14 protein-coding genes and 1 pseudogene are annotated in these 15,932 nt (G+C 60.8%); 12 read left to right on the top strand and 3 right to left on the bottom strand.

The genetic code is table 11. The features are described 5' to 3' along the window. Position 1: 1 nt before the first annotated feature. Together ACZ9BX_RS26955 and ACZ9BX_RS26950 are read left to right on the top strand one after the other, a co-directional pair. Positions 2-244, top strand: coding sequence for a DUF1127 domain-containing protein (locus ACZ9BX_RS26955; RefSeq protein ID WP_476221216.1), 243 nt, complete (start codon positions 2-4; stop codon positions 242-244). A gap of 198 nt (positions 245-442) precedes the next feature. Next, on the top strand, positions 443-1,816 hold the full coding sequence (locus tag ACZ9BX_RS26950; RefSeq protein WP_476221214.1) for a peptidoglycan L,D-endopeptidase MepK: 1,374 nt from the start codon (positions 443-445) through the stop codon (positions 1,814-1,816). A gap of 60 nt (positions 1,817-1,876) precedes the next feature. Here ACZ9BX_RS26950 and ACZ9BX_RS26945 read toward each other — a convergent pair. After that, positions 1,877-2,727, bottom strand: a pseudogene (locus ACZ9BX_RS26945) (cation diffusion facilitator family transporter). Positions 2,728-3,129: 402 nt separating this feature from the next. Next, the gene (locus tag ACZ9BX_RS26940; RefSeq protein ID WP_476221213.1) at positions 3,130-3,762 is read right to left on the bottom strand and encodes a GntR family transcriptional regulator; all 633 of its coding nucleotides are present in this window, start codon (positions 3,760-3,762) and stop codon (positions 3,130-3,132) included. Between the two features lie 171 nt (positions 3,763-3,933). On the opposite strand from ACZ9BX_RS26940, the gene ACZ9BX_RS26935 reads away from it, so the two are divergent. The 9 genes from ACZ9BX_RS26935 to ACZ9BX_RS26895 all read left to right on the top strand — a co-directional run bounded on the left by ACZ9BX_RS26935 (position 3,934) and on the right by ACZ9BX_RS26895 (position 13,422). Then, positions 3,934-5,358, top strand: coding sequence for a M20 family metallopeptidase (locus ACZ9BX_RS26935; RefSeq protein WP_476221211.1), 1,425 nt, complete (start codon positions 3,934-3,936; stop codon positions 5,356-5,358). Then, a complete protein-coding gene (locus ACZ9BX_RS26930) occupies positions 5,351-7,036 on the top strand; it encodes a M28 family peptidase (protein ID WP_476221209.1) in 1,686 nt (561 codons plus the stop codon). The genes ACZ9BX_RS26935 and ACZ9BX_RS26930 overlap by 8 nt, the downstream gene beginning before the upstream one ends. A gap of 63 nt (positions 7,037-7,099) precedes the next feature. Continuing rightward, entirely contained in the window at positions 7,100-7,957 is an 858-nt protein-coding gene (locus ACZ9BX_RS26925; protein WP_476221208.1) for a transporter substrate-binding domain-containing protein, read from the top strand. A gap of 154 nt (positions 7,958-8,111) precedes the next feature. Continuing rightward, positions 8,112-8,831, top strand: a complete 720-nt coding sequence (locus tag ACZ9BX_RS26920; protein ID WP_476221207.1) for an ABC transporter permease — start codon at positions 8,112-8,114, stop codon at positions 8,829-8,831. Next, positions 8,831-9,571, top strand: a complete 741-nt coding sequence (locus ACZ9BX_RS26915; protein WP_476221206.1) for an ABC transporter permease — start codon at positions 8,831-8,833, stop codon at positions 9,569-9,571. The genes ACZ9BX_RS26920 and ACZ9BX_RS26915 overlap by 1 nt, the downstream gene beginning before the upstream one ends. Further along, positions 9,568-10,350, top strand: a complete 783-nt coding sequence (locus ACZ9BX_RS26910; RefSeq protein ID WP_476221205.1) for an ABC transporter ATP-binding protein — start codon at positions 9,568-9,570, stop codon at positions 10,348-10,350. The genes ACZ9BX_RS26915 and ACZ9BX_RS26910 overlap by 4 nt, the downstream gene beginning before the upstream one ends. 40 nt (positions 10,351-10,390) lie before the next feature. Further along, the gene (locus ACZ9BX_RS26905; protein ID WP_027512716.1) at positions 10,391-11,248 is read left to right on the top strand and encodes a transporter substrate-binding domain-containing protein; all 858 of its coding nucleotides are present in this window, start codon (positions 10,391-10,393) and stop codon (positions 11,246-11,248) included. Positions 11,249-11,717: 469 nt separating this feature from the next. After that, positions 11,718-12,614 carry a hypothetical protein gene (locus ACZ9BX_RS26900; RefSeq protein WP_476221202.1) on the top strand — a complete coding sequence of 299 codons (897 nt, stop codon included), beginning with the start codon at positions 11,718-11,720 and terminating at the stop codon, positions 12,612-12,614. A 310-nt stretch (positions 12,615-12,924) separates the two neighbouring features. After that, a complete protein-coding gene (locus ACZ9BX_RS26895) occupies positions 12,925-13,422 on the top strand; it encodes a YciE/YciF ferroxidase family protein (RefSeq protein ID WP_132568579.1) in 498 nt (165 codons plus the stop codon). A gap of 285 nt (positions 13,423-13,707) precedes the next feature. Here the strand turns inward: ACZ9BX_RS26895 and ACZ9BX_RS26890 are convergent, their stop codons facing one another. Further along, the gene (locus ACZ9BX_RS26890) at positions 13,708-13,914 is read right to left on the bottom strand and encodes a CsbD family protein (RefSeq protein ID WP_087001323.1); all 207 of its coding nucleotides are present in this window, start codon (positions 13,912-13,914) and stop codon (positions 13,708-13,710) included. Positions 13,915-14,236: 322 nt separating this feature from the next. On the opposite strand from ACZ9BX_RS26890, the gene ACZ9BX_RS26885 reads away from it, so the two are divergent. Beyond that, on the top strand, positions 14,237-15,469 hold the full coding sequence (locus tag ACZ9BX_RS26885; RefSeq protein WP_476221200.1) for an MFS transporter: 1,233 nt from the start codon (positions 14,237-14,239) through the stop codon (positions 15,467-15,469). Positions 15,470-15,932: the final 463 nt, after the last annotated feature.

Below are 15,932 nucleotides of genomic sequence, written 5' to 3'. Positions count from 1 at the left end.
AATGGTTCACACGGAAACTCACGCTGTCGGCAGCGCGTCGGAAAAGCAGTTGTTTGGATCCAAGCCGAATAGCGTAGCAACGATCGTCACTGCCCTCGCTGTGTGGCGGCGGACCGTCGCGGAACGGAAGGCACTGGCAGAGTTGACGCCCGATCAGTTGAGGGACATAGGCCATCCGGAGGTCAATCGACCGGTGCTCGAGGTTAAAGCAGGTCTGATCACGAACTTAACGTCGATGAGGTAATCAGCAAATTCAACTGCGCGGGAGCGTCAGCTGCTGGCCAAGCACGAGGCATCGAAGAGAATGAGCGTGACCGGCCCCGCTGGAACCATTCACGATCTGCTCGCACTATTAGGACTTTGTTGACCATAAAGTGGTTTCATTGAGCGCGATGGATGCGGACGTTCCCGCACGTCGTCGAGCGTTTTGTATGGGACGGGTTTGTTCGTGTCGAAATATCCAGTGAGAGCGTTCTCGGGTGGAGCCTTAGGCGGCGGGATTGCTGTACTCCTGTCGCGTGTGGTACGGCTCGCCGCCCAGACCATTCTGCCGGCTCTGCTTGCGCTCCCTGCGCTTGTCGGTTCTGCATCTTTTGCCTCTGCCGAAGATCGTACGTTGAAGCTGTTCTTTACCCATACGGGCGAAAGGGCCACGATTACCTACAAGCGCGACGGAAGGTTCGATCCAAAGGGGCTGTCCCAGATAAATCGGTTTCTGCGCGACTGGCGAAGGAACGAACCTACCCGCATGGATCCCCGGCTGCTTGACCTGGTCTGGGAAGTGTACAAGCGCAGCGGCGCGAAGGACTATATCCACATTGTCTCCGCCTACCGGTCTCCGGCCACCAACAACATGCTCCGCAACCGTTCGCGTAGCACGGGCGTTGCCAAGAAGAGCCAGCACATGCTTGGCAAGGCGATGGACTTCTATGTTCCCGGCGTGAAGCTTTCGACGCTGCGTGCGCTTGCAATGCAGATGCAGGTCGGCGGCGTCGGATATTATCCGACCTCGGGATCGCCCTTCGTGCATCTCGACGTCGGCAACGTCCGGGCATGGCCCCGCATGTCTCGGCAGGAACTCGCTCGAATATTCCCGAACGGGCAGACGGTGCATCTTCCAGCCGACGGCCGGCCGCTGCCGGGGTATAACCAGGCGGTTGCGAACTATAAGAAGCGCGCCGGCCCCTCCTCCATCCAGATTGCCAGCACCGCTGGAGAAGACGATGACGCAGGAGCGTCAGCCACCTCGAGCCGCGACGCCACAAACAGGAGCCTCGTGACGGCGCTCCTGCCCACGCCGCGAAGCCGCGCATTGAATGTGCTTGCCTTGCAGACCAACGCGGCCGAACGGGACGACAAGCGGTCCTCACTGGATCTTTCATCTTTCCGGATCCCGATACCGGCGATGCGGCCATCCGAGTTACGGGGCGACGCGGGTGCCGATGCCAAGCTGGAGACTGCTTCGATTGGCCCAGTCGGCGTGCTTCCGGATAGACGCTCATCTGCATCGGCGACCTATACCGGCTTCAAGCCTTTCGCTGCCGCACGTCCCGGCTCAAAAGAAGGCGCGATCATCGCCTCCCTGCCAATGGCTACCTCCAGGGAAAAGGCAGATCTATTCGGATCGATTTCAGATGCAGCGCTGATGAATTGGGCGCTGCACCCTCCGGGCGCGGTGATTGGCATGAGAGCGCCTCGCGTTTCCCGCCGCACGGTTCAGCAAAATCCTGATGCAGCATCCGGTGCGAACATAATCCCTGTCGCCGCCACTGAACGTTTCGACGCCGAGCGGTTTGCCTCACCCTCGGAAGGCTAAGAGTAGTCATCACCGCTCTGATAGATTTCGCCGCCGGGTGGTTTCCATTCCCCGTTAACGTTATCGATGAAAGATTGCCCCTTCGTGGGTCTCTGCTTCGCTCTCGACCTGTATCGTCGTGTGATGAATTCCGAAGCGTTCTTTTAGAACCTTTTCGATCTCGCGCCTGACGGCCGCCCGGTCATCGCCGGGCTTCAATGTCACATGGGCTATGAAGCTGATCTCGTCGTTGGACGTCGACCAGATGTGGAGATCATGAACACCTGCCACGCCCTGCACGTCGGCGACGGCCCTGCGGACCTCCGGGAGCGGCACGCCCGCGGGAACCCCTTCCAGAAGCACATTGGTCGTGTCGCGAAGGAGACCCCAAGTCCGCGGAAGCACCCAAAGGCCGATAGCCACGGCGACCACGGGATCGACCCAGGTCCACCCGGTCAGGTATATGGCGACCACGCCGGCGATGGCGCCGAGGGAGCCTAGCATGTCGGCCCAGACTTCGAGGTAGGCACCTTTGACGTTCAAGCTCTCGTCCCGGCCCGCTGCAAGCACCCGCATCGACGCCAGGTTCACCAGGAGCCCCAGCACGGCAACTGCGAACATTCCTTCGGACCCCTAGGCTCCGGATTCCGAAAGCGTCCTATCGCCTCAACGAGGACGTAGATTGCAACGGCGAAGAGCAGGACCGCGTTGAACGCTGCGGCAAGGACTTCCAACCTCTTGTAGCCATAGGTTCTGCGCTCGTCCGCCGGTCGGTTCCCCAGCTTGATCGCCATGAGGGCGATAGCAAGGACGGCGACGTCGGTCATCATGTGCGCGGCGTCGGAAAGCAATGCGAGACTGTTGAAAAGGATGCCCGCCACCACTTCCGCGACGAGGAAGGTCGACGTCATTCCGAGAGCCCATCCGAGCATGCGGGCGTTCGCCCCTGCGGTATGGTCGTGGCCGTGGCCGCCTTCGGCATCATGTGAGCGGGCGATTCGGATTTCTTCGCCGGTTCATTGTGTCCGAGGTGGAGATGCTAGCAGCGCGTCGATCTTCGGTCGTTCCCGCTGGAAGCTCGACAGGGGCTCGCACTTCAGCGGCAAGGCCGTCGGCAGGCATATTTTCAAGGGATCCACAAGGTCGTGGTGACGTGCGATCCCGTCGCCATTCTGGTCGGCCTACCCGATGGATATGTCGCAGTTCGGGCTGGCATCGCGACGGATGTTCCAAGCGATATGGGGCCTTAAATGACCTGCTATATCTCGCCGTCTGCCTCGCAAGAGACCGGTCGGCTGTTCGTCGCGCTCACCATATCTCCAAGGTGTCCTCTATCAGCCTTGCATTATATGTTTCCTCGTCAGGTTCTTCAGCTCCTCCACGTCGCCGTTCTTGATGGCTTCTATCATCAGGTGATGCTCATTTCCCGACTGTTCTATGCGGGCGCGGGTTCGCCACTGTGAAACGGGAGCAGATGAGGTGCGCTGGCGTATCTCCGTGACAAGATCCACGAGTTCCTGGTTGCCGCTCAGTGCCAGCAATTCCCGATGGAACGCGAGATTGGCTTCGTAGAGATCCAACATCGTGCCGAAAAGGATCATGTCGTCGAAGGCTTTTGCAAGCATCTGCAATCTCGCAATGCTTTCTGCGGAGGCGTTCGAAATGATCCGATCGGCGACGCCGGTCTCCAGGATGATACGAATTTCGCTGACCTCCCTGGCGCGGCGACCGTCGGGCTCGTAGACATGATAACCGCGGTTCGGCACATGCTCGACCAGCCGCTTCTGCGCCAGCCTGTCGAGCGCCCGGCGCACTTCCGGCCGCGTGCATTCGTAGCGACGCTCCAGATCGATTTGCTTCAGCCACGTGCCGGGTGCCAGCACTCCGGTCAGAATGTCCTGAAGAATGAAATCGGTAACGTCTTTCTCTTCTCCCTCGGCAACAGGCTTTAGCTGGCTGTCATTCATTTCACTCTCCCATCATTCAGCAGGCCGCTTAGCCGGGCCTGTCTTCCGTTTCCGATCCCGCGCGAACAGAGATGATCAAAAAATATTCAAGCCTATCTATTGCGCAATTGATTTTTGAATCATAAATTGGCGCCAATTTTGGTAACCATGCACGCGGATCCTTATAGCACTATGAAAAACGCCGACGCCATCTGGAATATTGTCGAAACGAAACGCGACGCCTTCGTCGGGCTCAGCGATCGCGTCTGGGGCATGCCGGAAACGAATTACGAGGAGTTCCGCTCCTCGGCTGAGCATGCGCGCCTTCTGGAAGAAGAGGGCTTTCGCGTTGAGCGTGGCATTGCCGGACTGCCAACCGCGGTCATGGGTGAGGCCGGCGAAGGCGGGCCGGTGATTGCCATCCTCGGCGAATTCGACGCACTTCCCGGTCTCAGCCAGGAGGCGGGCATCGCCGAGGAGAGGCCAATAGAAAAAAGCGGCAACGGCCATGGCTGCGGCCATAACCTGCTCGGCGCGGGGTCGATGCTTGCAGCCGCAGCCGTCAAGGATTTTCTGGCGGCGAACGGCCTGAAGGGCCGGGTGCGCTACTACGGGTGCCCCGCCGAGGAAGGCGGATCGTCGAAAGGCTTCATGGTTCGTTCCGGCGTCTTCGACGATGTCGATATCGCCATCTCCTGGCATCCGGCATCCTTTGCCGGTGTCAACAATCCGATCTCGCTCGCCTGCAACGAAATTAATTTCCATTTCACCGGCCGTGCCTCGCATGCCTCGGCAACCCCGCATCTTGGACGCAGCGCGCTTGACGCGGTGGAGCTGATGAATGTTGGCGCCAACTACCTACGTGAACACATGCCTTCGACCGCGCGCATCCATTATGCGATCACCGATGCCGGCGGTGCAGCGCCGAATGTGGTGCAGGCTCGGGCGACCGTGCGCTACCTCGTGCGTGCGCGAAGCCTTCCCGAACTGCTGAGCCTCGTCGCCCGTGTAAAAAAGCTCGCGGAAGGCGCTGCACTGATGACCGAAACCACGGTGCGCAGCGAAGTGCTCAGCGGCGACGCCAACCTCGTCGGCAATACCCCGCTCGAAGAGCTGATGCACGAGCATCTCCAGCGCCTCGGCCCGCCGCCCTTCGACGCCGCCGATCACGAGACGGCCCGGAAATTCCAGGAAACCTTTTCGGCGGAAGATATTTCCGCATCCTATGGCCGGTTCGGACTGAATCGGAAGAAGGGTGTGGCGCTCTGCGACGGGATCTTCCCGCCGGAAAGCGGCGACGGAACGATCGTCGGCTCCACGGATGTCGGCACCGTCAGCTGGGTGGTGCCGACCGTGCAGATGCGCGGCGCCACATATGCCATCGGCACGCCGGGCCATTCCTGGCAGCTCGTGGCCCAGGGAAAGCTTCCGGCCGCCCACAAGGGCATGGAGCATGCAGCCAAGGTGATGGCGAGCACCGCCGTCGATCTCATCTGCGATCCCGCACTCATCGAGGCGGCCAAGGCGGACCATCAGGGACGCCTCGAGGGGATCGCTTTCGTCAATCCGATTCCCGATGACGTTGAGCCGCCTCTGCCGGAGAAGAGCCATGCCTAGCACCGCTCCCCTTCCCGAGCGAGCGCACCTGGTGTCGCATATCCGCGAATTCTCGCGGCGCGTGAAACTGTCGGGAACGCCGGAGGAGCTCGAAAGCTTCGCATACTTGCAGGCGGAGATGAACGCAGCCGGCTATCAGACGCGGCTGATTGCCCATGATGCCTTCATCAGCCTGCCGGGGCGGGCGAAGATAGAAATCGACGGCATGGCGCTACTCTGCATCACACACTCGATGTCGGTGGCGAGCGCCGGCATCACCGCCGAGCTCGTTTACGTCGGCGAAGGCAGCGAAGCCCATTTCGCCGATCGTGATGTCACCGGCAGGATCGTTCTGGCCGACGGCATCGCGACCGAGGAAGTCGCAGCCCTTGCCAGTGCGGGCGGCGCGATCGGCCAGATCCATGTCAGCCCGAACGAACATCTCTATGAAATGTGCGTTTCGCCCGTCTGGGGAAGCCCGTCGCAGCATACCCGCGCAAAACTGCCCTCGACTGTGATCTGCTCCATTCGTCAGGAGGACGGCGAGCGTTTGCGCCGCCGGCTGGCGGGCGGCGAGCGGGTTCACGCCCGCCTCGAGGCCGAAGTAGATACCGGCTGGCGCAAGACGCCTCTGCTGGTCGCGGAACTCTCGGCGGAGAACGGTCCTGACGACGCGCCGTTCGTGTTATTTTCCGGCCATCACGACACCTGGCATTTCGGCGTCATGGACAATGGCGGAGCCAACGCGACGATGCTGGAAGCCGCACACGTTCTCGCCGAAACGCGAAGCGAATGGCGAAGGGGGCTTCGCCTCTGCTTCTGGTCCGGCCATTCGCACGGGCGCTATTCCGGATCGGCCTGGTATGCCGACGAATATTTCGACGAACTCGAACGCCGTTGCGTCGCGCATGTCAACGTCGATTCCACCGGTGGCGAGGGCGCGACAGTGCTCACCAACTCCGCTGTCATCGATGAATTGAAGGCCGTCGCCGCGGATGCTGTCGCTGCGATCTCAGGACAGAAGCACGCCGGCAGGCGTCATGGACGCGCTGCCGATCAGTCCTTCTGGGGTGTCGGCATTCCCTCCATGTTCGGCAGTCTGAGCCACCAGCCTCCCGGTCCGGTCAAGATGCTGACGGCGCTAGGATGGTGGTGGCATACGCCCCACGACACGATGGATTACATCGACCCGGAAAATCTCGAACGGGACACGCGGATCGTTCTCGAAGTCCTATGGCGGCTGCTGACTTCGCCGGTCCTGCCCTATGACTACGCCGCTTACGCCACGTCATTGCAGGCGGAACTTGGTCATCTCGAGAGGGCGCTCGACGGCCGGCTGGATATATCGGCATTGAAGGATGGGGCTTCTGAACTCGAGCGGCAGGCAATTGCCCTCGCCCGGCTGTCGGACGGCGCGGCAGGCGAAACTGCCGATCGCATCAACGCCTCGCTCCTGCGTGCTTCGCGGCAGCTCGTGCCGTTGAACTATACGAGCGGCGAGCGCTTTCACCATGATCCCGCCCTGCCTCATCGACCCTGGGCGTCGCTGGAAGGGATCGATGAACTTGCGCGGCTGCCCGCAGGCTCGCCGGACACCGCCTTTTATGCCGTCCACGCGCGGCAGACACGAAATCGCATCGCCTCAGCGCTGCGGCAAGCCAACGAAGCATTACGGGAAGCACTTCAACCTCAACCTTAAAGGAGCGGCCAACGCTCCGATCAATCCGCCGCCAACGATGCGGCAATACAAGGGGAACCAAAGATGACCATGAAAACGAAATTCCTTGCCGCCGTTGCGGCCGCAATTCTCTCCCTCGGCCCTGCGAGCGCCGATGCGAAGGACTGGACACATGTGAAGGTCGGCATCGAGGGCGCATTCCCGCCCTGGAACATGATCGATTCCAGCGGCAAGCTCGCGGGCTTCGACGTCGATCTCATCAACGATCTCTGCACCCGCGCCAAGGTCGAGTGCGAACTGACCGCCGGCGAGTGGACGGCGATGATCCCCAGCCTTAATGCCGGTAAGTTCGATCTGATCATGACGCTCGGCATCAATGAAAAGCGCAAGCAGGTTGTCGATTTCACCGTGCCCTATGCCAGCGGCGTCGCCACATTCCTGCTGCTTAAGGATGGTCCCGTAGCCGAGTTGCCGATGGCCGGCGAGCGGCTGAACCTCAACGACAAGGACAAGGCCAATCCGGTCATGGCAAAGATCGGCGAAGCCTTGAAGGGCAAGACGGTCGGCGTCGTGCAATCGACCAGTCAGGAACAATTGATCAACGCCTATTACGGCAGTGACGTCACCGTGCGTGCTTACAAGAATTCCGGCGAACGCGATCTGGATCTGAAGGCCGGGCGCATCGACGCAGGATTCGACAGCGGCGTCTATGCGACATCCGTCCTCGCCAAACCCGGCAATGACGATCTGATGATGTCCGGCCCGCTCGTCAAAGGCGCCATGCTGGCGACCGAAGTGGCACTCGGCATGCGCAAGGGCGAAACGGATCTGAAGGCAAAGTTCGACGATGCGATCAAGGCCGCCGCCAAGGACGGCGTGATCAAGTCGCTCTCCGAGAAGTGGAGCAAGCTCGACCTCACGCCGAACTTCGAAACCAACTGATCGCGCCTGCCTTCCTGGATGCTGCACCCGACCGCAACGCCCGCTCCGAATGAGCTGGCTGGTCGGAACGCTTCACCGGCAGGCACCTTCCTGAAGACAGGATGATGGATATGCCATTCGATTTTCTAGACACCCAGCAGAGCGCGGCCCGGCCATGAATCAACCCGGAATCCTGGAGCTCGTCAGCTTTGGTCCCGGCGGATGGGGCCACGCGCTCCTTGCCGGTGCATGGATGACGATCCTGATCGCGTTGGCAGGCTACGCGATCGGGGCAGTGATCGGCACCTTCGGCGCTTGGGCAAAGATCTCCGGCGGCACTGCCGTCAGAACGGCGGCGGATGCTTATACGACGATATTGCGTGGCATTCCCGATCTTCTCGTCATCTATCTCTTCTATTTTGGCGGCAGCGCCATGGTGACGGCGGTCGGCAGGCTGTTCGGCGCGGAAGGTTTCATCGGCTTTCCGGGCTTTCTCGCCGGCGCGCTCGCCGTCGGGATCACCTCCGGCGCGCAGCACACCGAAGTCTTTCGTGGCGCCTTCAAAGCCGTGCATCCCGGCGAGATCGAAGCGGCGATTGCCTGCGGAATGCCGCGCCTCATGCGCTTCAGGCGGATTGTCGCGCCACTCACCCTGCGGCACGCCCTGCCCGGCCTCGGCAATGTCTGGCAGGTCGTTCTGAAGGAATCGGCGCTGGTCTCGATCACGGGCGTCGCCGAACTGCTGCGTCAGGCGCAGGTGGGTGCCGGATCGACCGGCCTTCCCTTCGATTTCTACCTGATCGCCGCGGCGATCTACCTGCTGATTTCGACGATCTCCGGCGTCTTCATGCGCCAGGCCGAGCGGCATTTCTCCCGCGGCGTCAGGAGGGGCTGATGGATTGGGCTTTCACCACCGAGACTTTCCGTAGCCTCGTCTCTGCAATCCCGCTGACGCTGCAGCTTGCCACCACATCGATCGCGCTCGGCGCGATCCTGGCGCTCGGGCTGGCCCTCGCCCGCCTTTCCGGCATTCTCGTCCTCGACTGGTTTGCTCGTTTCTATGTCTTCGTCTTCCGCGGTACGCCTCTCCTGGTGCAGATCTTCCTGATCTATTACGGCCTCGGCCAGTTTCCGGCCGTCCGCCACAGTCTGCTCTGGCCACTGCTGCGCGAGCCGTATTGGTGCGCCGTCCTGGCGTTGACCTTGAACACGGCCGCCTATGCCAGCGAAATCATCCGCGGCGGGCTGCTCTCCGTGCCGCACGGGCAGATCGAAGCGGCCAAAGCCTGCGGCATGCCGCAGCTGATGGTCTTTCGGCGCACCGTCATGCCGCTTGCAATCCGCCAGGCGTTACCCGCCTACGGCAACGAGATGATCTCCATGGTCAAGGCGACATCGCTCGCCTCGATCATCACTTTGATGGAAGTCACCGGTGTCGCCGCGAAGATCATCTCGGAGACCTATCGGGCGATCGAAGTCTTCATCGTCGCGGGCACCATCTATCTCGCCATCAATTTCCTGCTGACGCGCCTCGTCCAGCTCCTGGAATACCGGCTGAGCCCGCATCTGCGCGAGCCTCCGCCATCTGTCCCGGCCGCCTCCGCACCGACGGCTATCGAAGGAGATGCCTCATGATCGTCACCGTGTCCAAAACCGCGCCGCTGGCATTGAGCGTCAGGAACCTGCACAAGAGCTTTGGGCCGGTCGAAGTGCTGAAGGGCATCTCGCTCGATGCTCGCGAAGGCGAAGTCGTCTCCATTCTCGGCTCTTCCGGCTCGGGCAAGTCGACGCTTCTGCGCTGCATCAACCTTCTGGAAACGCCGGGCTCCGGCGAAATCACCGTTGCCGGAGAAACGATCCGCATGCGGACCAATGCCAGGGGCCATGCCCATCCCGAGGATCGGAAGCAGGTCGACCGGATCCGCTCCCGCCTGGGCATGGTCTTCCAGAGCTTCAATCTCTGGTCCCACAAGACGGTGCTCGAAAACATCATCGAGGCTCCGGTTCACGTGCAGCGCCGGTCCCGCGCCGAATGCATCGCGGAGGCGGAGATGCTGCTTGCCAAGGTCGGCATATCAGACAAGCGCAACCACTATCCCGTCCATCTCTCCGGCGGCCAGCAGCAGCGCGCCGCGATCGCCCGCGCGCTCGCCATGCAGCCGAAGGTCATGCTCTTCGATGAGCCGACTTCGGCGCTTGATCCGGAGTTGGTCGGCGAGGTGCTGCGCGTGATGCGGGCGCTGGCCGAGGAAGGACGAACCATGCTGGTTGTCACCCACGAGATGGGCTTTGCCCGAGATGTCTCCAGTCGGGTCGTCTTTCTGCACAAGGGCGTCGTCGAAGAAGACGGCCATCCGCAGGAGGTGTTTGCCAACCCGAAATCCGAACGTTTCCGCCAGTTCATCAGCAAATGACAGCGGTCCGAAACCCAAACAACGAAAAAGGGGAACTGCAATGAAATATCTGACTGGAATTCTGAAGGCGCTTTGCGTCCTGCCGCTCATGTTCGCCTCGTCGGCCGCCCATGCAGAAGGCAAGACATGGACGCATATGACGATCGCCACCGAAGGCGAGTTCCGCCCGTGGAACTTCACCAATGCCGACGGCACTCTGGACGGCTATGAAATCGAGCTCAGCAAATATCTGTGCGCCCACATGAAGGTGGAATGCACGACTGTCATTCAATCCTTCGACGGCATGATCCCGGCGCTCAATGCCGGCAAGTTCGATGCCATCATCTCCGGCATGTCGGCAACGGCAAAACGCGAGGAAGTGATCGATTTCAGCGACTCTTACGGCACGACGGGCCAGACATTCGCGACCCTCAAGTCGAGCCCGCTCGCCACGCTTCCGCTGAAGGGAGAGGTATTTTCGCTCGCCACCAACGAAGCCGGTGCAGCCGATGCTGTAAAACAGCTGACGCCTCTCCTTCAGGGCAAGACGATCGGTGTCCAGGGTTCCTCCATTGGCGCGGCCTTTCTTGACAAATACCTCAGGGACGTCGTCGAGATCAGGGAATATAAGACCACCGAACAGCACGATCTCGACCTGAAGGCCGGGCGCGTCGATCTCATCATCGCGTCCATGGCCTACCTTTCGACTGCGGCGGCAAAGCCCGGAAACGAGGACATGGTCGTGACCGGCCCGCGCTTCCAGGGCGGACTTCTCGGACGCGGCAGCTCGGTGGGCCTGCGCAAGACCGATCCGGAACTGAAGGCGCTGTTCAACGATGCCATCGCCGCGGCAAAAGCCGACGGCACGGTCACCAGGCTGTCGCAGAAGTGGTTCGGCTTCGACGTCACGCCGCGATAGCCAGAACGGTGGTTATCCGAATTGGCCCGGCCGGCTTTGGCCGCGATCGGCGGCCGGGCCACCGGACGACTGCCGGATGGGCTGGATTCCGCGCCGGGAATGAAGGCGGCGTGCGCGCGAAGCGCATGCACACCATTAGAAATTAAGATGGCGACAAGTTCATCACCCGCCGCTATCGGAAACGCCACTCCCCGAGCCGCCGGAAGAGAAAATAACTCCTAAAGGGCGGAGGCTGCGGAGGATTGTGACTTCGAGTGGCTGATCTTTCTCGGCAGTATCATTCGCGAATGATAGACCCCAAATGCGACCGGAACATCGAACGTCAACCGGCGTTAAGTCTCTCGAATATTTTTCAACGCCCAAGATCGGAGACAACGCCATGGGTCGCGGCATTCTTCTCTGGCTTCTCGGCATTCCACTGCCGATCGTCATTCTCCTTGTTCTTTTCATGCGATAGGAGACGCCTGCCATGTCCCTGACAGACACGGGCGTCGTGGCAACTCCGGTTGAATCGTCCAAATCCGCGATGTCGTGGGGACCGATCTTCGGCGGCGCTTTTGCCGCCACCGGCGTTACACTGATCCTTCTGCTTCTTGGCTCGGGCGTCGGGCTGACGGCTGTTTCCCCGTGGACGGGACAGAGCGCTTCGGCAGGGTCAATTGGCGTCACCGCTGCAATTTGGCTTGTGGTCGTGCAGTGGCTGTCAGCGGCGCTGGGCGGCTACCTCACGGGCCGGCTCCGCACGAAATGGACCGCTGTCCACAGCGACGAGGTCTTCTTCCGCGACACCGCTCACGGTCTGATTAGCTGGGCAGTCGCCACGGTTTTTGTCGCCGGTTTCCTAGCATCGTCTTTGACCGCGCTGGCGGGCGCCGGAGCTCAGGGTGTCAGCCAGGCCGCGACAACCGCAAGCCTTGCCGGCACTCTTGCAGCAGCAGAATCGCCGACGACCGATCTCTCGACGTCCTATTTCACCGATGCCTTGCTTCGACCCGATCGAAGCCGCGCGCAGGCCACGACCGACGACGGGGCGGCCGCAGCGGAGGTGTCGAGAATTCTTCTTCAAGGTGCTGCTCAAGGCGGGATCCCAGACGAGGACAAAAACTACCTCGCAACGATTGTGGCATCGCGCACCGCCCTGCCGGAGGCCGACGCCAAGGCCCGAGTCGACGCAATCTTAAAGCGTGTGGAAGACGCGAAGGTCGCTGCGCAGAAAACAGCAGACGAGGCACGTAAGGCAGCCGCAACAACGGCGATGCTCGGTGCCCTGTCTCTCATTGTTGGTGCTTTTATCTCCTCTGCTGCCGCAGCACTCGGAGGTCGGCAAAGGGATGCGGAAGAGGACCTTTTTCTTACTCGCACGTAAACACCGATCGCAGAACTGCGGCCGGCCAAGATGATGACTTCATCAAGCATGCCGCAGCGATCACAAGGAAGCGCATGACGATGCCGTCGACCGTCATCATCCATCATTCCGGTAGTATTCCTGCCAGGTCCCCGGCATCTCAGCTGCGTTTTCCGGTCGAGTGGACCGCCTAACGGGCCAGCGCTCCTCCTGGTCTCGGAATTGCCTAATGAGTCTTTCGCGCCCAACGGATTTGTTGGGCCGCTAATCGGAACAACCCGCGATGCCCCACGTTCAGAGTCCACAAATCATCCCACCACAGGAGGATAGAATGGCAGAGAAGACTTTGAACGACCTGTTCGTCGATACCCTCAAGGACATTTACTTCGCAGAGAGGCAAATCCTGAAAGCATTGCCGAAGATGGCTCGCGCCACGCAATCGGAGGAAGGTAAAGCGGGCTTCCTGCAGCATCGTGACGAGACCGAAAGCCAAGTCGAGCGTCTCGTGCAAGTGTTCGAGATCGTTGGCAAGCCCGCTCGCGGCAAGACCTGCGAGGCCATCCAAGGCATTATCGCCGAAGGGGAGGAAATCATGGAAGAATTCAAGGGGTCTCCCGCGCTTGACGCAGGATTGATCTCCGCAGCCCAGGCCGTCGAACATTATGAGATCGCCCGCTACGGCACACTTGTCGCTTGGGCCAAGCAGCTTGGCTTGAAGGACGCGGTCCCACTCCTTCAGGCGAGCCTCGCGGAAGAGGAAGCCACCGATAAGAAGCTGACGAAGCTTGCACAGGCGTCGGCGAATTTGAAGGCAACCAAAGCCGCCTGAGCCATTTCCGATAGCGAGGAGGCCGTGTTCGCGGCCTTCTCGCATGCTTCGATGGGGGCATCCAAGCAATGCGAAGAGCTCTGCACCGGAAGGACCCTTAGCGTTTACTGGCTTGGCGGAGGTAGAGGCGTTTACTGGCTTGGCGGAGGTAGAGCGGATCCGGCTGCAGGCTTCCCAATACGCGCACCAGAGTGTCGCCAACGCGACAGCAGAATCCGGCGACCGGGAAGAGCCGATCGCCAGATCACACTCGAAACATCACTCATCAACTGCCATGCGGGAGGATCAATGCCAAGTCTGGCGCGCATACCAGTCATCGATATCGCGACGCACGCGATCCTTTTCGAGGCCGTAGCGTTCCTGGATCTTGCCTTCAAGCTGCTCGCGTTTACCGGCGATCTGATCAAGGTCGTCGTCAGTCAGCTTGCCCCATTGCTCTTTGATCTTCCCTTTGGCCTGTTTCCAGTTGCCTTCGACGCGGTTCCAATCCATGTTCTTTTCCTTTCTTGAATATTGGGGCGTCGAGGAAACGTTGCCCCCGGCGTTTTGTTCATCGCAAATCACGCAAATCGCAGCCATTAATAGGTCCCGAAATTCGGCTGACCTATTCTCATCGCCGGCTCGTGAGGCGATTTCGCAGACTGCCACGAAGTTCGGAGCAATAGAGCACGGAAGAAGCACCCGCGTTCCTCGAAGTGGAAAGCCGGTGGCGGAGGCTTGCGGAAGACCATGCAACAAAGGACACATGCCAGTTTGCGGCTCGAGTCGGTGATCTCGCGGCGTTTCTGCTTCATCGTATTAGGCGCCTGAAGAGATGCCGCCGCGCGAACGACAAAAACCGAACGGAAAAATCGCACCGGGACTTAATCCCGCGACCTGTCTCTTCGCCGCACGCGCTCTGCGCGACTTCGGCGACGGCTTTGTGGCGATCTTACTGCCGGTTTATCTGCTCGAACTCGGATTTTCGCCCCTGCAAGTCGGCATCATCGCGACGGCATCGCTGTTCGGTTCTGCACTCTTGACGATTGCGATCGGATTCCTCGGTGCGCATCGCGATCTCCGCCAACTGCTATTTGCTGCCACCGGACTTATGGTGGCCACGGGCGTGGCCATGGCCATGGTTCACGACTATGCACCGCTGCTGGTGATTGCCTTCGCCGGTACGATTAATCCTTCAGCCGGCAGCGTGAGCGTGTTCGTGCCGCTGGAGCACGCGGCGCTCACTCGCGAGGTGACCGCAGTCGATCGGACGAAGATGTTCGCTCGTTATAGCCTCACTGGTGCGCTTGCAAGCGCCGTCGGCGCGCTCGCGGCAGCGATACCGGACTCCTCCGCGCTGGTGGGTCTCGAAAGATTGACCGCCGTCAAGCTGATGTTCGTGCTCTATGCTCTGGTCGGAATAGCTGGCGGTCTTTTCTATGCCCGCATACCGCGACGCCCCACAATGGGGCCCGCCGAAGCGTCGGCACTCGGACCTTCGCGTGCCGTTGTCTTCAAACTTGCGGGCCTGTTCAGCCTCGATGCCTTTGCCGGCGGTTTCGTGGTCCAGTCTCTGCTAGCGCTTTGGCTGTTTGAACGGTTCGATCTATCGCTTGCGGCGGCGGGCATGTTTTTCTTCTGGTCCGGCGTACTTTCGGCGTTTTCCTTCCCGGTCGCCGCTTGGCTGTCGCGGCGTATCGGGCTGATCAACACCATGGTGTTCACCCACATTCCGTCGAGCGTCGTGCTGATCTTGGCGGCCTTCGCCCCCAACTTGCCCCTGGCGCTCGCCTTGTTGCTCCTCCGGGCCGCTCTCTCGCAAATGGACGTACCGACGCGCTCGTCCTACGTGATGGCCGTCGTGACCGAGGCGGAGCGGGCCGCGGCGGCGAGCTTCACATCGGTACCGCGCAGTCTTGCCGCGGCGGCCAGTCCTGCCCTGGCGGGTGCTCTCGTCGCTGCCTCCTATCGCGCTTGGCCGCTCGTCATCTGCGGCATGCTGAAGATCGTCTACGACCTGCTGTTGCTGCTGCAGTTCCGCCACCTCAAGCCACCTGAGGAGCGTTAAAAAGACCCCGGATGTCGTTCACAGCCTTCTCCGCATCGACTGTCAGTCCCTCGATTGTCAAGCCGTGAATATGCGTTGGTTATGCTATGGACGCTGCTCCTCGAAATTGTTAGTGCCGGCTAACAATATCACGGCAAATTGGCCCCGATATTGAAAGGGTTGCTGTGCGTAGGCAAACTCAACAAACCGCCTGCGCTTTAACCACACTAGGAGTATAATCAGACTGCGCGCCGGGGAATTCCATGTCCGGGGATCGCTCGGCGATCCGAGCGATATAACACGATGGTACGTTCCCGAACGATACTGCAGGCCGCCATCCTTTGCGTCGCGTCAACGGCCGAAGCCGAGGATAGCAGCACATCTTTCGACTTTTTCCGTCGCCACTGTCTTTCGAGCGGGCCCGACTTCGACAGGACAGTCAGGGCCGCGCAGGCCCATGGCTGGACGCCGCTCCGCGACGAGG

The organism is Rhizobium sp. USDA 3886, assembly GCF_056279785.1.
The sequence above is the reverse complement of the archived record's forward strand: the minus strand, read 5'-3'. Positions and strand labels throughout refer to the sequence as shown.